Here is a 20,208-nt window from a genome sequence, read left to right on the forward strand (position 1 = left end):
AATTACTTCATACCAAAAATTAATTTTAAGCCAAGTACCGTCATAACTGCGCCTGCTGCGCGGTCAAACAAAGCCTTAAACTTCAAATAAACACGACGTGGCTTTTCCGCAGATAATGCAACTGCGACTAGTGAACACCAGCCTGCATCAATAAAGAAACATAAGACAGGCAAAACAAAATAAAAATACGTTGGAATTTCTTTGGGCAATAACGCGGTAAAAATACTGGCCAGCACAATCGCAATTTTGGGATTGGACAACTGTGTGATTAAACCAGTGGTAAAAGCACGGCGTAAAGACATCTGTTTGCTAATGGTTGTATCCGCTTCGATCGGATCTTTGGCATGTTTAATGATTTTAAATGCCAGCCAAAGTAAATATAGTCCCCCACAAATTTTTAAAGCCAGATAAGCCGAAGGTACAGCCAGCAAAAATGCCTGTAAACCGAGTACCGCCAGCAGACCAAAAATCGCTGCGCCGAGACCAGTACCCAATGCAGTAAATAAACCATGTTTACGTGAAATAGCAATTGAATTTTTTGCTACATAAATAGAAGTCGGCCCGGGACTCATTGCGCCTAACATCAGGGCAAAAGCAATCGAACCTAAAATCCAGAATGATTCCACGAGATAACCTGACTTAAAAATTGAAGGGCTATTTTAAGCAAAAACCTGAAGATTTGCTGTAAAAATTTCTGGATTTATCATGAATTTTAACGTTTGCAATCACTTAAGGTTTTAACTGATCCTGAGCACTTAAATGCTTGTCTAGCAGTTGATAATCCTGCTCATGTACAGGTACGCCACCAATAATCATGGTACGGGTTTCTGTTTTAGGTTTATTCAACGCATCATCACAGCCCGACAAACTGAGCAACAGGCCTAACAACACAGCATAGGATAATATTTTCATTATTCTACCCTCCTCAGGGTTTCCTCTGTTTAGATTAGCATTATTGTTTAAATTATCAGCAGAATATTTGTGACAATCTACAACCAATTCGACAGCGATCAGCTCGCGATTGCCTATTCAAAAGCTCTGATTTTTAGCACTTCCGCTATAATGCTTACATCATGAACTTTGCGAACTTTTATGTTTGAAACCATTGCCCAAAATATTCCAGATCAACAGATTAATTTTCACGATATTACTTTAACAATACGTCGTCTGGATCTGGTGCATCCGCAAATTTCGGGCAACAAGTTTTTTAAACTGAAATATAATTTTCTTGAAGCCAAAAGACAGGGTTATCAGCATATTCTGAGTTTTGGCGGTGCTTACTCCAATCATATTGCGGCAACTGCATTTGCCGCACAACAGTTTGGTTTTCAGAGTGTTGGAGTGATTCGGGGTGAAGAACTGGCTGATCGAACATTGAATCCAACATTAGCCACCGCCCAGCAATTCGGGATGCAGTTGCATTTCGTCAGTCGTGATGAATATCGGCGCAAGCAACAGCCTGAGTATTTGGCTGAACTCGCTCGACAATTTCCTAATCATTATATTATTCCTGAAGGTGGAACCAATGCTTTGGCGATTCAAGGTTGTCAGGAAATTTTAAAAGAAAATGATGCGCAATTTGATGTCATTTGTTGTGCAGTAGGGACTGGTGGCACCATCAGCGGATTGATCGAAGCCAGTCATGGGCATCAACAGGTTTTAGGATTTTCTGCACTGAAAGGTTCATTTTTAAAAGATGAAGTCGCCCAGCTGACGAAAAAAACCAACTGGAACATTCTCGATGATTATTGCTGTGGTGGCTATGCCAAAACCAGTGCAGCCTTAGTGCAGTTTATCCGGGATTTTGAGGCCGAATTTTCAATTCCACTGGAGCAGATCTACACGGCTAAAATGCTGATGGGAATTTTTGATTTGATCGAGAAAAATTATTTTCCGGCTGGATCAAAACTGCTGGTCATTCATAGTGGTGGTCTGCAAGGCCGTAATATTCCCTTTGGTTTTACAGCAACCTAAGCTTGAATTGGTTGATTGTTATTTAAGGCAATTAACCCTTTGACCAAGCGGTAGATATGCCAGATAAAGACCAGAAACACGATCAGGAAGCCAATCAAGATCACAGTCAATAAGCCACCGACGATATAACCCAGCAAACTGATCCAGAAGGTTTTAATTTGCCAATCGACATGACTTTCCAGCCAGGTACCGCGCATTTCATCACGCTTGATATAATTCATCACAATCGCAATAAATGGGGTAAGACCAAGAAAAAATCCTAAAATATAAAGAATATATGTAATCAGATTATATTGTTTTAAATCTTCCGCACTTGCCATTCGCTTTTCCTTGTTATTATGTTTTTAGTTTGTACAAAAGCTATGCATGAGTTTTAAGCAGCTTTCAAATATTTTATGTTTAAAATGCGCTGCAAATCTGCAATCACGGAACTGATTTTTCTGGAATAGAGAAAGCTGAAATAAAATTGTCTATAATGCTTCCCTTTTCTTCTCCCTTGAGTGTGTGATGTCTTCCAAGCAATACGATGTTCTAGTCATAGGTGCCGGTGCCTCAGGTTTAATGACGGCGTATATGGCTGCGCAACGTGGGCGTAAAGTCGTGGTGGTGGAAAAAGCCAACAAGGTTGGCAAAAAAATCCTGATGTCTGGCGGTGGTAAATGTAATTTCACCAATCTGGAAGTCGAACCGAGCAATTATATTTCACACAATCCACATTTTGTGATTTCAGCTTTAACGCGTTATACCAACTGGGACTTTATCGGCTTGGTTTGTGAATATGGCATTGCTTATGAAGAGCGCAAACATGGACAGCTGTTTACCTTAAATGGTGCAAAAGATATCTTGTCGATGCTGCTGGCAGAATGTGATAAAACCGGTCTGGTCGATATTAAGACCAGTTGCGAAGTGAAAGCAGTGAATCCAGTCGATGATCAAGGCTTTCAGGTGGCGACCTCACTGGGATATTTTGAAGTTGAATCTGTCGTCGTGGCATCTGGCGGTTTATCTATTCCTACGCTTGGCGGTTCAGGCATTGGCTATGAGATTGCAAAACAGTTTGGACATCACCTCTATCCGACTCGTGCCGGACTGGTTCCATTTACCTTCTCTGACGGATTTAAAGAAGTGACCACGCGCTTAAGTGGTAATGCCGTAGAAGCAACACTCTCTAATGAACTTAACAGCTTTACCGAAGCCCTCTTATTTACCCATCGCGGTTTGAGTGGGCCGAGTTCCCTGCAACTTTCTAACTACTGGAATGTCGGTCAAAGCTTTAAGGTCGATTTCTTACCGAGTGTAGACTTACTGGATTTCTTTAAAGCAAAAAAACAAAGCCAGCCCAAAGTCTTATTACGTACACTCCTCAATGAATATTTACCGAAAAGTGTGGTGGCTGAATTACAAATTCTGATCTGGACTGAAAGTGCTGAAACTGCCATTGGTAATATCAGCGATGATAAGCTGGAACAGATTGCGGCACGTCTGCATGGCCTTGAAGTGAAACCTTCAGGAACAGAAGGCTACCGTACGGCGGAGGTGACTTTGGGTGGTGTAGACACCACGGAAGTATCCTCAAAAACCATGGAAAGTAAAAAGCAGAAAGGCTTGTATTTTATTGGTGAAGTACTGGATGTTACCGGACATTTGGGCGGTTATAATTTCCAATGGGCATGGTCATCGGCACATGCCGCATCGGAATATATTTAATCAATAGATAATCTGGATTGCTACTTAACTCATTCCAGATAATCTGTTTTAAACAGGTTAAGATTGGCCGTATTGGTTAGACGGTCAATCGCCAGCTGCATTTTTTGAGCTTCTCGCAGACATAGCGGTAAGTCATCTGCTGAAGATGCCATGAATTTATGTTGCAGTGCTTTCCACATATTGTTGATCTCCTTTTCTTTATATTTTTAATGCAAGAAAAATACCAAAATCATTTTAGTATTCACTTGAATATTCTATATTTTTTAAAAAATAAATTCTATTCCTAGCGACTGAGCAGGATTGACTTCTCAGTTAAATTCGTCTGCCTCTGGTATTTTCTTATCCAGCTCCCGCTCAGACTGCTCGTCCTGCTTGCTCTTTACAAAAATAAATCGATAGGCAGCGGTAAAAAAGCCAATCGTAATTCCTGCAATGACTAAAGGCGCCAGAACTTTGTTAGGTTTCTTGGTATTCATTCATTTTTCCTTATGACTGAACAAAATCGACCACATGAGCGTGGTCGATTTTGCTTAAAAATAAAAGGTTATTTCAGGTCATCTTTTTTCTGAGTTGAACGATCAATATCGACATCTGGCTCTTTTTCTCCGGTTGAACCAAATGGATTATTGGCTGGTGGATGAGTCGGATCGACTTTTACTGAATCTGGTACGGCCTGATCCGCATCCGGATTGACAGGATCAATACCTAATGACTCATCATCCTGTGGTGCAGTGGTAAGGATTGCCGGGGTAGTATGGGATAAATCCGTACTCATACGCGTACTCTTGTCTGAATCCTGATTTGGCATGATGCCTGCTCCTGGAGTTGAGATTGAGGAATCGCTAGTACCTGTAGCCGTTTGCGAACCGCTAAAGGACTGGCTCATTGAGCTATCGGTAGAACTCATACCCATCGCCGCACCTGTAGTGCCTGACATATCAGCTGCACTTGTACCTGTGGTCTTGCCACCTAATCCAGAAAATATGCTGTTCTCAGCTTGTTCTTTGACTGGATTGGGGTCTTTGGCCTCACGTTTGGCTTTATCGATCAAATCTGTGAGTACACGCTCCGCAGGTTGACGACCACCCAAACCAAATGCCAAGGCAAATGCCACTGCTACAGCACCCAAAGTTAGACCAAATGCCAAGTTAACAATTGAATCGGCAATACCCATGGCACGCAGACCCATTGCCACAACGAGTCCCATGATCAGAACACGAACCAGATTGGCTAACCAGCGTGAGCTGTTATATTCACCACGTTGTACGATATTCGCAACAATATTTGCCAGCCAGAAACCGATTACCAGAATCACCGCACCGAGCAGGATATTGGCACCGAAGTAGATGAACATTGCAATCAGACCACTGATCTGTTCAAAGCCCAGACGGTTCGCTGCTTCAGATACCGCAAATAGCATGGTGAATAAAACGATCAGGAAACCGACTACACTGGAAAGTTTAGTCGTGCCTAAAAAACGCTGGATATCCAGTTTGGCAGGAATTTCATCAACACCTGTACCGGCAACTACTTCAACTACCAGACGTGCTACCAGTTTAGACACCACATACGCCAGAATCAGAATCAACGCAGCAGCGATGATATTCGGAATGGCATTCATGATTTCATACAGCATGGCTGTAGCAGGCTGAGAAATGGCCTCGATACCCAATGCTTCAAATGCAATGATCAGTGCGGTAATGATCACCACGGCGAAGATAAATGAACCAATCACCTGAGAAACATTCGAGTTTTTGAAGATGCCTACTTTTTCAGCATGTTGCTGTACGTTCAGACTGTTTAATAGTCCTTCAACAATACCGCGCACAATTTTCGCCAGGATATAACCGACAAAAATGATGACTGCAGCAATGAAGATGTTTGGTAAGTAACTAACAACATCGGTCAGCATATTCTGAACTGGTAACAGCAGACCGTTGAGACCCAGAATAGACAGCACGATTGGTAAGAACAGTAATAAAATTAACCAGTAAGCAATTTCACTGATGTTTTTACTAATCGGACTGACACCGACTTCAGCACTGAGTTTTTCATCGAGTTGCGTTCGGTCTAGCAGTTTTTGTAGCCCTATCTTCACCAGATTGGCCACAATCCAACCTATGAATCCGACTGCAATTGCACCTAGTAACTGCGGGATAAATAACAGGAACTGCTGGATCATATTACTGAATGGACCGCTGACACTGGTCAGATTAAGTACGTTCAGCGCACCAATCACGGCAATAATCAGAATAATCCAGAACACGACGCGGGCGATAATGCTCTCCACATTGGAGTGATGACCTGTCGCCGTATTTAAATGTGTATTGGTGCCCAGTTTTTGCAAGAGCTTTTTAACGCCTGCCGAGACCAGTAACGCAATGATCCAGCCAATTACTAATATGGCAATTGCACTAAGAATGGGATGAAACTGATCCCAGTAGTACATGGCATCGAAGCCTCCACGTGGGCTTCTCATATAATCATTCATGTTGTTCTACCCTCTTTGTTATTAAGCTATTTATCTGAAATCGGGGGCATCTCCCTGAAACAATCAGCCCCTTCTTCTTCCGAATTCATATTAGATTTGATGTTTTCAGACTCAAGCCAGGTAGATGGCACTACCTTAAAACATCACCATCCATTGCAAAAAAGCCCCAGTGGTTCACTAGAGCTTTTCAGGTATTTTCAGTTATTGAGTCGCCTGTCCATCAGTCGCAGTTGCTGTTGCTTCTGTGCTATCACCTACGGTTGCTGTGGCTTCCGTTCCATCATTCATGGTGGCGGTGCCTTGTGTAGGCTCACCGACTGGAGTTGAATTATTTGGGGTAGCAGGCTGTACATTCGGATTTGGATGTCCTGCAGGAGCATCATTCGCATCTGGATTCATGTCAGCAAACATATAGAACAGTAGTGCGAGTAAAAAAATACCGACCAAAATCAAGATATAAACAGGGATACGCTTTTTTTGCGTCACGTCTGCTTGATGATTTAAAGGTGGCTTTTTATTGAAATCATCGACCATAACCATTCTCACTCTTTGTTATTCATAAGTAGATTTTTAGAATAACAAGCTGTGAATAGGGCTTCTGTGACAAAACATGGTGAGATGGTGACGGGATGTAAGTCACTAATCCATCAGAATTCTCTGCTGGTTACTGCTTTAAAATAGCCGTTTGGCCGGGCTATGTTGTATGTCGACTGGGGTTTGGTGTTCATCTTTCAACTGTACTCCTGAAAGCTGTAACTCACAGGATTTACGCATCAATGCCACCAGTCGCTGGATGGCAAGTGGATAGGTCAAGCCGGCAGGACGGACATTGGAAATACAGTTACGCAAGGCATCATGACAACCTTTAAAAGCATTATAAGTGTAGTAAATTCCCATACTGTCCGGTGAGCTCAAACCCGGCCGTTCGCCAATCAGCATGACCAGCATTTTCGCCTGTAAAATTTCTGCCACTTCATCGCCAAGTGCCACACGACTGCCACGGGCTATCACCAAGGGGGCAATCTGCCAGCCTTGTTCTTTACAAGCCTCCAGCAACGCCGAAATAAAATGCGGGCTATTTTCCTCAATGGCACGTGCCGAGAGCCCATCTCCCAGCACAATGGCTACATCCCAATGTTGCTGATGTTCGGCCCGGTATTGCTGCAATATCGTTTTGGACTGTTCTAAAAGCACACGCCCAAGATCGGGACGTTTAAGATAAAGATCTTTCTCTACCGCCTGGCTTTCAATTTCCAGAATAGGCAGTCCCGTTTTAGCTAAGCCAGATTTTAAGAATTCAACATCAAGTGGCTTCAGTACCGCATCTTTAGCTTGCGCATGTGCCAACTGAAATTCCAGACTTGGTCGAGTCGGCAAGCTGCCCCCAGTTCGACCTAAGGCAATCCGTGCATCAGTAAAGGCTTTTAATTTCTGCCAGGGATTATCCTGTAATTGGGACTCAAATTTCACACCGGCAATCAGTTTCATAGTACTTCCTCAAGACAGGATTAGACGTAAAAATTGCTTCGGCAACTCTGTTGGCCAGTGCAGCTGATTAGACTGTTGCGCCAAAATTCCCTGATGCTCCAGCCAGTAGTCAAATTCGGGTGCCGGTTTTAATCCCAGTAATTGCCGGATGTAGAGCGCATCATGAAAGGAGGTTGTCTGATAGTTCAACATCACGTCATCTGAACCGGGAATACCCATAATAAAATTCAGTCCGGCATTGGCAAGCAAGGTCAGCATTACATCCATATCATCTTGATCGGCATCGGCATCGGCATCGGCATCGGCATGATTGGTGTAGCAAATATCACAGCCCATTGGTACACCGAGCAGCTTGCCACAGAAATGATCTTCCAGCCCGGCCCGGATAATCTGCTTGCCGTTATACAGATATTCCGGTCCGATAAAGCCGACCACGGTATTGACCAGCAAGGGATTAAACTTACGCGCCACGGCGTAGGCACGTGCTTCCACGGTCTGTTGATCCACGCCATGATGGCCATTGCTAGACAAGGCACTGCCCTGTCCGGTTTCAAAATACATGACATTTTGGCCCACGGTGCCGCGTTGCAGGCTTAAAGCGGCCTCATAACCTTCCTGCAACAGCGCCAGATTGATCCCGAAACCGGTATTGGCTTTTTCGGTTCCCGCAATGGACTGGAACATTAAATCAATCGGAACATTTTTATTTGCCAGCTGAATGCCAGAAGTAATATGGGTCAAAACACAAGATTGAGTCGGAATATCATATTCCTGAATAACGTGATCGAGTAGTTTGAGCAGCTCAGTCAAATTCTGCAGATTATCTGTAGCTGGGTTGATTCCGATGACTGCATCACCATTGCCGTACATCAGCCCATCCAGAATCGAAGCTGAAATTCCCATCACATCATCAGTCGGATGGTTCGGCTGCAAGCGGGTGGAAAGATGCCCTTCCAGACCAATGGTATTTCTAAACCGCGTAACTACACGACTTTTTTTTGCCACCAGAATCAGATCCTGATTACGCATAATCTTGCTCACTGCCGCCACCATTTCCGGAATCAGGCCCATTTTTAAAGCAGCAAGTTTTTCTGTGGTGGCATCTGCACTCAGCAGCCAGTTACGGAAATCTACGACAGTAAAATGCGAGATCGGATAAAAGGCATCAGCATCATGTTCATCCAGAATCAGGCGGGTGATTTCATCATCTTCATAAGGAACCACTGCTTCTTGCAAAAACTGCTGTAACGGTACCTCTGCCAGACACATTTGTGCAGCGACACGCTCGGTTGCATCCACGGCCGCAATCCCTGCCAGCTGATCACCAGAACGTTCAGGCGTAGCCTTGGCCAATAAGGTTTTTAGATCCTCAAAGACATAATGCTGACTGGCCACATTGATCTGATACAACATAAGCAAGTTCTCCCTGCAAGATGGTTTATTTCAATTCCTTTTCTGCTGCCTCGATACGGACAAATTCTTCTTCCGGTGTACCGGCCACCAGATGATGACGGCTATACAGTAGGAAATAGAGAATCAGTGCCACGTAAATAGCGGCTGCCATTAACCAGACTTTTGGATCGACCAGAAAGCCTGCAACCACTGCAATCGCAGCAAGTACCAGCTCAATGGACGCAGTCACAATACCGCCCGGTGCTTTATACGGACGTGCCAGATTTGGTCGAGACAGTTTAAGCTTGATGTAGGACATCATCATCAAGACATAGGAAATAGTGGCACCAAAGACCGCCATCAGAATCAGCAAATCACCTTCACCTGAAAGGGATAACAGGAAGCCAATAATCCCTGGAATAATGATGGCCAAATAAGGTGCATGATTGCTGTTGGTTAAGGAGTAAGCGTCCGCTGAATCCCATGCCTATTTTTTAATTTTGGTCGGATTTCCAGCGGTGTGGCAGTAATTCTTCTATTTGGGTCACTTTATGTGTCGGCAACCTTTTCAGCACATCACTGAGATAGGCATACGGATCCAACCCATTCAGCTTTGCTGACTGGATTAAAGTCATGATATTTGCCGCTCGCTGTCCACTGCGCAGCGAACCTGCAAACAACCAGTTCTTACGGCCCAATGCCCAGGGACGCATTGAGTTCTCTGCCCAGTTATTGTCAATGGGTAGATTGCCATCATCCAGATAGCGGCTTAAGGCTGGCCAACGCTTCAGACTGTAATTGATGGCCTTGGCGGTTGGAGAACTCGATGGCACCGTCAGATAATGTTGGTTGAGCCATTCATACAGTTGTTGCATCACCGGTTGGCTGTGCTGTTGTCGGTATTCGCGGCGGTGTTCTGCTGTACTATCGGTCTTTTTCCTGAGTTCTGCTTCTATCGCATACAGTTTCTGAATCATCAGTAATGCCTGTTCAGCGATCTGACTTTTCCCAGTCACATGCAGTTCATGGAATTTACGACGCGCATGCGCCATGCAGCCCACCTCAATGACATCGCCTGATTTAAAGCGTGCTTTATAACCACTGTAATCATCACAGACCAGATGGCCCTGCCAGCCATTCAGGAACTCTTCTGCATGCTGACCTGAACGGCTATCCTGAAAGTCATAGATCACCGCTTGAACTGGATTGTACTGTGTAGTGGCATAGGCCCAGACATAACCTTTCTTCGGTTTTTTCTCATCATCACTCATCCGCATGATGGTGACCGGCGTTTCATCGGCATGGATCACCCGCTGTTGCAGCACCACCTCTTTTAAGGCATTGGCCAGAGGTTCCAGTTCCACACCGCAGCGACCTATCCAGTCAGATAAAGTTGATCTAGAAAGTTCGATTCCCGCCCGCTGATAGATCAGACGTTGACGGTACAGCGGTAAATGATCGGCATACTTCGATACCAGCACATGGCTGAGCAGTTCAGGTGAAGCAATGCCTTTATCAATCACATAGGCAGGCATCGCTTGCTGAGTCAGGGTGTCACACTGATCACAGACCCATTTGCCACGCACATGCTGTTCCTTATAGAACTGTGCCGGTCTGAAATGCAGTTTTTCACTGATATCTTCGCCGATACGACGTAACTGGCAGCCACAACTGCATTGGGTTGATGCTGGTTCATGCTCAATACGAATGGTGTGTAGATGATCGGGCAGCAGTCGACGTTTAGGTTTATTTGCTTTGGCTTTGTGTGTCGCTGCATCGGTTTTATCTGCATTCAGCCGTTCCAGTTCCAGATCAACGGCTGCAATATCTTCTTCGACCGCTTCATCCCAGAGATGGATTTGTTTTGCAGTGAGATGTTCGTTTTTACTGCCGAATTTGTGCTGTTTAAATAGTGCGAGTTCATGCTCGTATTTTTGATTGAGAATAGAAAGATGTTGAACTTTAGAATCTAATTGCTGATTGGTGACTTCAAGATGTTGAACTCTGGCATCTAATTGCTGGTTTGATTGTGCTAGAGACTGATGCTGCAGCGCCAACTGCCTGGTGAATTCCAGCAGTTGTTCATGGGTCAGTTGGCTTAAGTCAGGCAGCGTATTCATGACCTCAGTATGCCTGAGGTCATGACGCAGAGGAAATAGAACGTTTGGAGAATAGCAGAATGCACCAACCTGGTTTAGAGCATCGTCACTACCTGCTGTTGTCCAATGCGCTGCCAGGGCAAACCCTGGATCAGTGCCTGTAACTGTTCCGGGCTGAGGGCTACGCTTTCACCCTGGTGAACTTTAGCCCAGTGAAATTTGCCCTGTTCCAGCCGCCGGGCACACAGCCAGATCCCCAGTCCATCATGCACCAGTACTTTCATGCGATGGCCACGTTTATTACAGAACAGGTAAGCACAATGCGGTTTGATGTAGCCAAAGGCTCTCACCACCTGAGCCATGGCCGTATCCATGCCTGCTCGCATGTCCATGGGCTGGGTAGACAACCAGATTTCATCGATACGGATCATGTTGCCAGTGCCTTGAGTAATTCTGCTAAAGCAGATATTTTTGATACTTGCCATTTCAAGCCAATTTCTGCTTTTGAGTGGGGTAAAGTAATTTGAACCGTTAACATGTCAGTAGGAGTAGGATCTAATGGTGCAGAGCAGGATAAGGCAATAAATGCAGGTTTATTCGGTAGTGGTGAGCGATCATTCCCTGGCTTAGCATCAATTAAGCGAATCCATTTGGATACGAGATTTGTATTCAATCCATGTTGCAAAGCGACCGAAGCAATTGAAACGTCCGGTGCTTTACAAGCCTGAACGATCTGCTGTTTAAATTCAGCACTGTATGTTCTTCGTTTTTTCGCAAGAGATGCGATGGATGTCTGGTGATTTGTAGTCATAAATTTTAGTCCCCACTTGTTTTTAAGTGGGGACTAAATTAAGGCTTATAGGACGAATTCATAAGGTGTGTTCAGCGGACGCTTACGTTAAGGACAATTTTTTCGGTAAATAACCGGCACGTGAGAGCGCAAAAATTTGACGGGAATAGGCATAGATAATCGAGAAGAAACTGGCAATCAGACCAGCGAGACCGACAAAATTCACGAAACTTGCCATCCAGGTATTGGCGCCATACACTGCAACCAAGGCATCCACCAGCGGTGCACCGGAATTTTTCAGCGTATCTGCACCTGCTGCGCCAGGACCGAGTAACAAAATACTTAGCGCAAAGAATGCCAGAATCAGCATGGAACCAATCAGGCCACGCGGCAAGGATTTAGCTGGCTCTTTGGCCTCCTCTGCTGCCAGCGGCACCCCTTCAACTGCCAGAAAAAACCAGATCGCATAAGGCACTGCTGCCTAGATGCCCAGATAGCCCAATGGCAGGAAACTGCTTGCACCCGCCGCTTCCGTACTGACCGCAATATCAAACAGGTTTGCACTATTAAAATGAGGCAACATGCCAAAGATAAACACCATCAAGGCAACCGCAGCAATTGCGGTAATCACAAACATGATCTTGAGTGCTTCACCTGCACCTTTCAGATGCAAGCCCATAAAAACCAGATAGCTCACCAGATAAATGATCCAGCCGCCAATACCAAACAAGGCTTCGCAATAGGCACCAATGAAACAGGCAATTGCTGCCGGAGCAATGGCATATTCAATCAGGATGGCACTCCCGGTCAGATAGCCGCCAAAGGGACCAAAAGCAGTACGAGCAAAACTGTAACCCCCACCTGCAGTCGGCAGCATGGTCGACATTTCGGACATGGCCAGACACATACACAGATACATGAATGCCACCACAATGGTCGCAATAAACATGCCTCCCCAACCCCCCTGTGCCAAACCAAAATTCCAGCCAGCGAAGTCACCGGAAATCACATACGCGACCCCCAGACCGACGAGAAGCAGCCAACCTACGGCGCCTTTCTTGAGCTGGCGCAAGGCAAAATAATCTTCTTGTACTGCTGTTTCAGTCACACTGGTATCAATCACACTTTTTGACTCTGACATAGCAACCTCGTTGTTTTTATCGTTGTTCCCTGAAGATATGCATAAGCCATACCAGTTCCGCAGGCTTTAGTGAAGACAGTTGAGACGCTGCCTTTCAGCGATGAAATGCGTTATAATTATCCACCTTCTCATTTATACACCCGAGTTATATGGCGTATCGTCAACAAAGTGTATCGCTTGATCTTGATACTGACGTCACACATCAATGTACGCTGCACTACAGTCGTGATCAGCATCTGATTGGAATTATTGAATTTAGCAAGCCAAGCTTCCTGCTTCGCTGGCAGGATCTGGAATATTTCCGTCGTCGTACCGAAGAATTTTCCGTGATGCCTTTTCCGGACTGTGTCAATGCGATGATTATCGATATTCGAGATGTAACGGCGTGGCTGGATAATGAAGTGCCGATTATTCCATGGCGCTTACTAGAAGAAGACTGTCCGGTGCGTCTGGTAGTGCCTGCAGACCGTATTGAGCACTATGCCGGATTCTTTGAACCGACCTGGCTCAGCCCCGATGTCGAAACCGCCATTCAGGAAATCCGTGAATCCATGGATATGTTTGTGCATTAAGCTTGAATCGAAAAAACCTCCGCGATGGGCAATGCTTTTCACTTAAATATTTGAATCATCATGGAATTTATTAGAGAATCCGATGGCAGGTTTGGCATCGGATTTTTTATGGTATTTCAGCAGGATATTCTAGATCTTAATAATCTGTTTAATCTCTTGAATCTGAGTACTTTTATTCACAATATCCCCGTTGAGTGGGTCGAGTCCACACTCAGGTTGAGCAGTTCCGCGACTATTCACAGGCGGTGCTTGCCTGCAGATCAGGTATTTTGGCTGGTTCTTGGAATGGCGATTTTTCGTGATGTCCTCATCCATGCAGCAGCAAGAAGACTCAATATTTGCGATAAGTGGTTAACCTCTTATGACTTGCTGACGCGCATTGGTCTAACCGAAGCACGTAAACATCTTGGTGCAGATCCTGTGGAGTGGCTATTTCACCAGACCGGTCAACACTAGGGACACCAGCATTATCCAGCTGATCATGGGAGACTTCTATCGGAACTTAGATCAGGGATAGGTAGTTTGTTTTTGGAGAAGCATTCGAAGCCTACAAGGCCTCGAACAGTTAAGATGTCAAAAAACCGTTATCCCCTAGATATCACAATCTCGCTCCTGTTAAAGGAACCGCATTGCCTTCAAGCAGGGGGTTTTGCTCATAAATCCTTCAACCTTACCAGTAATTCTCGACCGCAATATTTCCTTCACCACGACGGTTCATGGTCAGGCCACGAGCTTTTAAGGCTTCTTTGGTATCATCGACCATATCCGGGTTACCACAAAGCATGACATGCGTCGTTTCCGGATTAAACGCGATACCTGCTGCCTTTTCCAGCTCACCATTGGCAATCAAAATCGGTAAACGGTCGTGCAAAGGTGCATCAGGCTCACGGGTAATAATCGGGATAAACTTAAAACCGGTATGTCCTTCACCAAAGGTCTCGGCGATTTCCTGAATCCGGTCTACATAAGCGAGTTCTGCCCGGGTGCGCACACTATAAACCAGATTGATTTTTTCGTATTTTCTCCAGGTTTCAAAGTCTTGCAACATACAAATAAACGGTGCCAGCCCCGTGCCGGTACCCAGTAACCACAAGTCTTTAGGCAAAGGCAATTGATAACGTGCCAGAGTCAGATAACCATAAGGAATTTTTTCCAGATGCAGCACATCCCCGACTTTGAGGTGCTGTAAATTGGAAGTAAATTTACCTTCTGGAACGACAATCGAGAAAAACTCCAGAGTTTCATCAAAAGGAGATGACACTACCGAATAGGCACGAACCACCAGTTCATCCCCCACTTGCAAACCAATACGCGCAAACTGCCCTGCGGTAAACTTAAAATGTGCCGGGCGTGTCATCGTAAAACTAAATAATGTATTGGTCCAACGGTGTACAGATAAAACTTTTGCTCGGGTAAATTTTTCAATTGACATGATTTCAACGTGGCATGAAAGACTGTGCTCATGGTAGCATGGCAACATAATTTATTAATATTTTTTAAATGTTAAGGCTCTACTCATGCGCATGACTTTACGCCAATTGGCTGTTTTTGTAGCAGTGGCACAAGAGGGTACCGTAACGAAGGCTAGCGATGCCGTCAAGCTTACACAAAGTGCGGCTAGTATGGCTTTAGCAGATCTGGAAGATGGTCTGGGTGCTCCACTATTTGACCGTCTAGGCAAACGTTTACAGCTGAATGACCTGGGGCGCTTTCTTCTCCCTCAAGCCCTGGAAATTTTAGGTCGTTGTGAATCTTTTGAACAAGTCGCTAAAGGTGAGCTTCAAAGTATCGATTTACGTTTAGGTGCAACCCTGACGATTTCAGATTACCTGATTCCTGACCTAATGGCCGATTTCTTGAAAATCAAGCCGCAAGCACATTTACAGCTTCAAGTCGGTAATACCCGTCAAATGATTGAAGCGGTGAATCAGTTCCAGCTGGATCTTGCCTTAATTGAAGGTTCATGTCATTTGCCACAGCTCCAATGTATCCATTGGCGTGATGATGAGCTGGCTGTGTGCTGTGCACCAGACCACCCCCTTGCGCAATTAAACAGTGAACTAACCGCTGAAGATTTCAAATCTGTAGAATGGATTTTGCGTGAAGAAGGTTCAGGTACCCGTGAAGTGTTTGACAATGCCATTTTAAAAGATGTGCCGGATGCCAATATCCGTCTAACACTCGGTCATAATGAAGCGATTTTAAAAATCGTAGCGGGCGGAATCGGCATGTCCTGCATTTCCAAACTTGCAATTGAGCCTTTACGTGAAAAAGGTCAATTGGTAATTCTGGATACACCATTCTGGTCACTGACTCGTCCTCTGTTTATGCTGGTACATCGCCAGAAATATCAGGGTCCCGGTCTGAGAGCCTTTATGAATTTTTGTGAAAGCTAAAATATTAAAAGCACCTTCAGGTGCTTTTTTTATGATTCATCAAAACTGACTTTCACATGGTATCCCATCGCCGTCACCATCCATTTTAGTATTCGGACAGTTACGAATAAAAAATAATGCTTCCTCATAAGAACCCATCTGACCACAGTGTTCTCGACCATCGCATTTAAATTGAGATACAGATGGTGCAGCCGTTTCTGAAGTTTTCGGATTAACGGGGTTACTTTGGCTTCTTAACTCAGTGCCGCGATTTTCCAGGTTCTTCCTGCCCTGCTCAGATAATCCTTGCATAGGTAGATCACCTTGCGCTGCTCGCTGCTCAGCGACAATTCGTTGCTGCTCTACCATCAGTCTTTCCAGCTTTTGCTGTTTTTGAACTTGGTAGCTTTGGTATTTGTTATAAACAAGAACAGCAAGAATCACCATAATCACCAGTCCTGATATTGTGATTATTTTTGATGTAGTTGATGATTTTTTCTTTTCATAACGTAGAGAAGCTCTGGTTTCAGTATCTCCATGTAGATCATTGTTTTGTGTAACAGGAACTTCTTGCTTAATATCCAAGCGAATAATATGGTTTGCCTTAAACTTTCCATTATCTTCCACAATCAAAAACTTTAATTTTTCCCCCATTTTTGGCGGAATATTTTTATTGGGAAAGTCTTTGACATGGAAAAATAAATCTTTGGATTGCCCTTCGATCTGAATAAAACCAAAACCACGATCTTCGTTATAGGTTTTGATTTTCCCCTCTTGAAACATAATTCGCTCTTATCTTTAATATTTTTTATGATTGTAATCAAAAAGAGACTGAAAATCTTTTGTAAAATTCTCTAAAGCAGAAACATAAAAACTAGAAGTGCATCTTATGGCGGAAGAATAGATCCCTAGTTAAAAGTAAAAAAATAAAATTTCTGTTTTTATTTATACTTCGCCAAAAATCATAAAACCAACAGCTGATGCCAATGCCAGCCATAGGGTCGGACTAAAGAAAAGTGAATTACGTACAGGAACAGCGACTGTGGGTGCCAAGGATTGCAAGGCGACGACTTCTGGCACAAATTCATCCTGCGCTTTAATATCTAGACGTACCATGTTGTCTAAGGTCATGCTTTCTTGTTGAGGAATGATACTAAATTTAAGCCGCTTTCCAATTTGTGGCTCAATTTCAGGCGAAGGTAGATCCTGTAACTTGAAACTTAACTCTTGAGCTTCCCCTACCAACTCCAAAGTACCCATACCACGTTCGGAATCGTAAGTTTTAATTTTTCCATCCGTAAACATGACACTTTTCTCTATAGAATTCATTTAATTTGTATTCTAAGCCAAAGGAAATGCTCAGCATTGTTGCTATTTGGTGGATTTTTTATGTGTTATCTGTCTCTTTGAATATGTAAGCGGTGGCACTATAAAAAAGAGGCTCGAAAGCCTCTTTTTAAATGTGACTAAACACGATTTAAGTATGAAGATTATCTATTAACCGCGGAAGTTGTTTAACAATACCGATGTAATTGATTTATTGTGTGTCGCCACTTTGGTTTTTTTAGCTTTCTTTGAGTTGTCTTCGACACGTTCAATCTTAATCGCTTTGTACTTATCGCCATTTTCAACAACATTAAATTTCACGCGTTCATTGCGTTTTGGCTCGCCTTCTGCTGCAGGGAAGTCTGAAATATGGAAGAATACATCTCCCTCAGCGCAGCCAATAAAACCGAAACCTTTGGCAGGGTCATACTGTTTGATTTTGCCCTGATACAATTCATCTTTCATGCTATTGTCCTATCCTGAAAATGCCCTGTCTACATTATATAAAAAAGAGGCTGTAGTAGCCCCTTTTTTCATCATATTCAAAAATTAGTCTTTTTGAACTGAACCAAAGATTTTATCGCCAGCATCGCCAAGACCTGGAACGATATAACCATTTTCATTTAAGCCATTATCGATAGAAGCAGTAAAAATCACCACATCCGGATGCGTAGCTTCTACACGCTTAATGCCTTCTGGTGCAGCAACCAGAACCATCACACGAATATCTTTACAGCCGCTGGCTTTCAGTACATCAATGGCAGCCACTAAAGAAGAACCAGTCGCCAACATTGGATCAATGATCATCGCGATACGGTTTTGTACGTCTGGAACCAGTTTTTTATAATAGGTACGTGCTTCCAGAGTTTCTTCATCACGCTCTAAACCAAGTACTGATACTTTTGCACTTGGAATCAGGTTCAGGAAACCGTCGAGCATACCAATACCGGCACGTAGAATTGGCACAACCGTGATTTTTTTACCCGCAATACGGTCAACTGTAACAGCACCATTCCAGCCATCAATATCATGTTCAACCATTGGCAGGTCTTTAGTTGCTTCATAAGTCAGAAGCATGGTCACTTCTTGAGCTAACTCACGGAAATTTTTGGTACTAATATCTGCACGACGGAGTAAACCAAGCTTATGTCGAATGAGTGGATGACGGATTTCATGGATTGCCACGGGAGAACACCTAAAAGGTTAAAGATAAATTTCCGCTATTATAAAGGCTTTTATTGATTTGTATAAATAAAAAAGCCCCCAATCATGGAGGCTTTTTTGTAATAACGTCAATCTTTGCAGATATTAGTTAAAACCACTTTGAACCAAAGTGAAAATGAACTGTTGCAATTCAGGTGACATGGCAAAGAATGCATATTTAGATACTGCAATTACTGGATCTGGGTAGACACCGATCACAAGTACCGCAAGCGCAGCAAGAAGTACCATGATACCGCCCACTTTTTGACCCCAATGATTCACCGCATCTAGACGTGGTGTTTCAGGTGGTGTCATGTAAAGCACAACCATCACACGTAGGTAGTAGTACAAACCGATACCAGAACCCAAGATAACCATCGCAGTCAGGAACCAGGCTTCGCCTGCAACCGCAGTTTTAATTACCAGGAACTTACCGATAAAGCCGGCAGTTAAAGGAATACCTGCAAGAGACAGCATCATCACTGTCAATACAGCAGTTAATACTGGACGGCGCCAGAACAAACCACGGTATTCAGCCAGACTACCCGCTTCATCCGTATTGTTATACGGACTAGACATCAGCGTAACAACACCGAACGCACCGATCGTGGTTAATACATAAGTCATCACGTAGACGTTTACACTTTCAAAAGTCGCGAAACCTTGAACTTGTAAGAAATCCGTATTACGTGAACTTACGATGGCAACCAGCAAATAACCAAAGTGTGCAATTGAAGAGTATGCCAAGATACGTTTCAAGTTCACTTGGCGAACCGCCAGCAAGTTACCTGCAAGGATAGACAGAACCGCAATAATTGAGATGATCGTGACGAAGCTGTCTGCCAGAATTAGACCCGAAGACAACGCATAACGAACAAACAGACCAATCATGGCTACTTTCGCAACAGTCGCAAGGAAAGTCGCGATTGGCGCTGGTGCACCAGCATATACGTCTGGTGTCCATTTGTGGAATGGTGCCAGCGATAATTTAAATGCTACTGCAAATACAATTAATGCCAGACCAATCACGACAGCCGGTTGACTGAATACAGTAAACAGTTTGCCTGGTTCAGCCACGAAACTTAAAGTACCTGTATATGCATAAATATATGCCATACCCATGAGCAGCATTGCTGACGCAGTTGCTGAAAGCACCAGATATTTCACACCCGCTTCAAGCGATTGAGAACGTTGATGTGTATATGCCAACAAGCCATATACAGGAATCGACATCAACTCAAGGCTGATAAAGAATGATGCATAGTGTGAGCTAGCCACCATTAGCATGGCACCCGCAACGGATGTCAGCATCAGGATATATAACTCTTCACGGTTATCTTTATAGGTTTCGATATACGCGTGAGATAGCGTTGCACATGCAAGTGCAGCAATCAGGATCACAAACTGGTACAGCATCGTAAATGGATCTACGATGAACAGATTCATCACGTTGGCAGGTGCAAACACGCCTGCCAACAAAACGAAAATGATATAGAACGCAGCAAGGTTTAAACCAATCACCGTGGTGGTAGCCACCAAGTTATGGTTACGCTTGATTGCGGTCAGCAACATCACGACGATCGCAGTTAACGACACGATCATCACAGGTGCTAGAGGCATAAGCTCAGAAAAAGACATTGTGAAGTTCAT

At 44.1% G+C, this 20,208-nt stretch carries 22 protein-coding genes and 3 pseudogenes; 5 read left to right on the forward strand and 20 right to left on the reverse strand.

Annotated features, from left to right (window positions below; genetic code table 11):
- Positions 1-2 precede the first annotated feature (2 nt).
- On the reverse strand, positions 3-626 hold the full coding sequence (locus tag F890_RS05425; RefSeq protein ID WP_004280739.1) for a LysE family translocator: 624 nt from the start codon (positions 624-626) through the stop codon (positions 3-5).
- A gap of 103 nt (positions 627-729) precedes the next feature.
- Entirely contained in the window at positions 730-912 is a 183-nt protein-coding gene (locus tag F890_RS05430; RefSeq protein WP_005265954.1) for an NF038215 family lipoprotein, read from the reverse strand.
- Between the two features lie 180 nt (positions 913-1,092).
- Between F890_RS05430 and F890_RS05435 the strand changes: the two genes are divergently transcribed.
- Positions 1,093-1,974 (forward strand): 1-aminocyclopropane-1-carboxylate deaminase/D-cysteine desulfhydrase, encoded by an 882-nt coding sequence (locus F890_RS05435; RefSeq protein WP_005265955.1) that lies wholly within the window; start codon positions 1,093-1,095, stop codon positions 1,972-1,974.
- Here F890_RS05435 and F890_RS05440 read toward each other — a convergent pair.
- Complete coding sequence (locus tag F890_RS05440) at positions 1,971-2,294, reverse strand: DUF4870 family protein (protein WP_005106226.1); 324 nt, start codon at positions 2,292-2,294, stop codon at positions 1,971-1,973. The two genes, F890_RS05435 and F890_RS05440, sit on opposite strands and share 4 nt — an antisense overlap.
- Positions 2,295-2,481: 187 nt before the next feature.
- Between F890_RS05440 and F890_RS05445 the strand changes: the two genes are divergently transcribed.
- Positions 2,482-3,681: a BaiN/RdsA family NAD(P)/FAD-dependent oxidoreductase gene (locus F890_RS05445; protein WP_005265956.1), complete on the forward strand. Its 1,200-nt coding sequence runs from the start codon at positions 2,482-2,484 to the stop codon at positions 3,679-3,681.
- A gap of 29 nt (positions 3,682-3,710) precedes the next feature.
- On the opposite strand, the gene F890_RS18740 is transcribed toward F890_RS05445, so the two are convergent.
- From F890_RS18740 to eat, 11 genes and pseudogenes are all read right to left on the reverse strand, one after another.
- Positions 3,711-3,860: a hypothetical protein gene (locus F890_RS18740; RefSeq protein ID WP_005247874.1), complete on the reverse strand. Its 150-nt coding sequence runs from the start codon at positions 3,858-3,860 to the stop codon at positions 3,711-3,713.
- A 129-nt stretch (positions 3,861-3,989) separates the two neighbouring features.
- Positions 3,990-4,157, reverse strand: a complete 168-nt coding sequence (locus tag F890_RS18745) for a hypothetical protein (protein WP_005106221.1) — start codon at positions 4,155-4,157, stop codon at positions 3,990-3,992.
- A gap of 68 nt (positions 4,158-4,225) precedes the next feature.
- Positions 4,226-6,172, reverse strand: a complete 1,947-nt coding sequence (locus tag F890_RS05450) for a mechanosensitive ion channel (protein WP_005265957.1) — start codon at positions 6,170-6,172, stop codon at positions 4,226-4,228.
- Positions 6,173-6,373: 201 nt separating this feature from the next.
- Positions 6,374-6,706 (reverse strand): hypothetical protein, encoded by a 333-nt coding sequence (locus tag F890_RS05455; RefSeq protein ID WP_005265958.1) that lies wholly within the window; start codon positions 6,704-6,706, stop codon positions 6,374-6,376.
- A gap of 138 nt (positions 6,707-6,844) precedes the next feature.
- Positions 6,845-7,660 carry an ethanolamine ammonia-lyase subunit EutC gene (gene eutC, locus F890_RS05460; protein ID WP_005265959.1) on the reverse strand — a complete coding sequence of 272 codons (816 nt, stop codon included), beginning with the start codon at positions 7,658-7,660 and terminating at the stop codon, positions 6,845-6,847.
- A gap of 9 nt (positions 7,661-7,669) precedes the next feature.
- A complete protein-coding gene (locus F890_RS05465) occupies positions 7,670-9,073 on the reverse strand; it encodes an ethanolamine ammonia-lyase subunit EutB (protein ID WP_005265960.1) in 1,404 nt (467 codons plus the stop codon).
- 25 nt (positions 9,074-9,098) lie between these two features.
- Positions 9,099-9,515, reverse strand: a pseudogene (locus F890_RS05470) (ethanolamine permease); the annotation flags it as partial.
- A 31-nt stretch (positions 9,516-9,546) separates the two neighbouring features.
- Positions 9,547-11,172 (reverse strand): IS66 family transposase, encoded by a 1,626-nt coding sequence (tnpC, locus tag F890_RS05475; RefSeq protein WP_005265962.1) that lies wholly within the window; start codon positions 11,170-11,172, stop codon positions 9,547-9,549.
- Between the two features lie 74 nt (positions 11,173-11,246).
- Positions 11,247-11,582: an IS66 family insertion sequence element accessory protein TnpB gene (tnpB, locus tag F890_RS05480; protein ID WP_004282310.1), complete on the reverse strand. Its 336-nt coding sequence runs from the start codon at positions 11,580-11,582 to the stop codon at positions 11,247-11,249.
- Positions 11,579-11,962 (reverse strand): IS66-like element accessory protein TnpA, encoded by a 384-nt coding sequence (tnpA, locus tag F890_RS05485; RefSeq protein WP_005094709.1) that lies wholly within the window; start codon positions 11,960-11,962, stop codon positions 11,579-11,581. The genes tnpB and tnpA overlap by 4 nt, the downstream gene beginning before the upstream one ends.
- Positions 11,963-12,047: 85 nt before the next feature.
- A pseudogene (gene eat, locus F890_RS18540) lies at positions 12,048-13,082 on the reverse strand (ethanolamine permease); the annotation flags it as partial.
- A gap of 149 nt (positions 13,083-13,231) precedes the next feature.
- Here eat and F890_RS05495 point away from each other — a divergent pair.
- Together F890_RS05495 and F890_RS05500 are read left to right on the forward strand one after the other, a co-directional pair.
- Positions 13,232-13,654 (forward strand): hypothetical protein, encoded by a 423-nt coding sequence (locus F890_RS05495; RefSeq protein WP_004280758.1) that lies wholly within the window; start codon positions 13,232-13,234, stop codon positions 13,652-13,654.
- 108 nt (positions 13,655-13,762) lie between these two features.
- A pseudogene (locus F890_RS05500) lies at positions 13,763-14,104 on the forward strand (transposase domain-containing protein); the annotation flags it as partial.
- Between the two features lie 220 nt (positions 14,105-14,324).
- Here the strand turns inward: F890_RS05500 and F890_RS05505 are convergent.
- Complete coding sequence (locus tag F890_RS05505) at positions 14,325-15,086, reverse strand: ferredoxin--NADP reductase (RefSeq protein ID WP_005265968.1); 762 nt, start codon at positions 15,084-15,086, stop codon at positions 14,325-14,327.
- Between the two features lie 85 nt (positions 15,087-15,171).
- Here F890_RS05505 and gigC point away from each other — a divergent pair, with 85 nt between their 5' ends.
- A complete protein-coding gene (gene gigC, locus F890_RS05510) occupies positions 15,172-16,050 on the forward strand; it encodes a LysR family transcriptional regulator GigC (RefSeq protein WP_005265969.1) in 879 nt (292 codons plus the stop codon).
- 39 nt (positions 16,051-16,089) lie between these two features.
- Here gigC and F890_RS05515 read toward each other — a convergent pair whose 3' ends face one another.
- The 5 genes from F890_RS05515 to nuoN all read right to left on the reverse strand — a co-directional run bounded on the left by F890_RS05515 (position 16,090) and on the right by nuoN (position 20,208).
- Positions 16,090-16,812, reverse strand: a complete 723-nt coding sequence (locus tag F890_RS05515; protein ID WP_005265970.1) for a cold shock domain-containing protein — start codon at positions 16,810-16,812, stop codon at positions 16,090-16,092.
- Positions 16,813-16,974: 162 nt separating this feature from the next.
- Positions 16,975-17,334, reverse strand: coding sequence for a hypothetical protein (locus F890_RS05520; protein ID WP_005265971.1), 360 nt, complete (start codon positions 17,332-17,334; stop codon positions 16,975-16,977).
- Positions 17,335-17,526: 192 nt separating this feature from the next.
- Positions 17,527-17,820, reverse strand: coding sequence for a cold shock domain-containing protein (locus F890_RS05525; RefSeq protein ID WP_005106209.1), 294 nt, complete (start codon positions 17,818-17,820; stop codon positions 17,527-17,529).
- An 84-nt stretch (positions 17,821-17,904) separates the two neighbouring features.
- Positions 17,905-18,540, reverse strand: a complete 636-nt coding sequence (upp, locus tag F890_RS05530; RefSeq protein ID WP_004280765.1) for a uracil phosphoribosyltransferase — start codon at positions 18,538-18,540, stop codon at positions 17,905-17,907.
- 123 nt (positions 18,541-18,663) lie between these two features.
- On the reverse strand, positions 18,664-20,208 hold the full coding sequence (gene nuoN / locus F890_RS05535) for an NADH-quinone oxidoreductase subunit NuoN (protein ID WP_005265972.1): 1,545 nt from the start codon (positions 20,206-20,208) through the stop codon (positions 18,664-18,666).

Source organism: Acinetobacter sp. CIP 64.7 (assembly GCF_000369745.1).
Taxonomy (GTDB): Bacteria; Pseudomonadota; Gammaproteobacteria; order Pseudomonadales; family Moraxellaceae; genus Acinetobacter; species Acinetobacter fasciculus.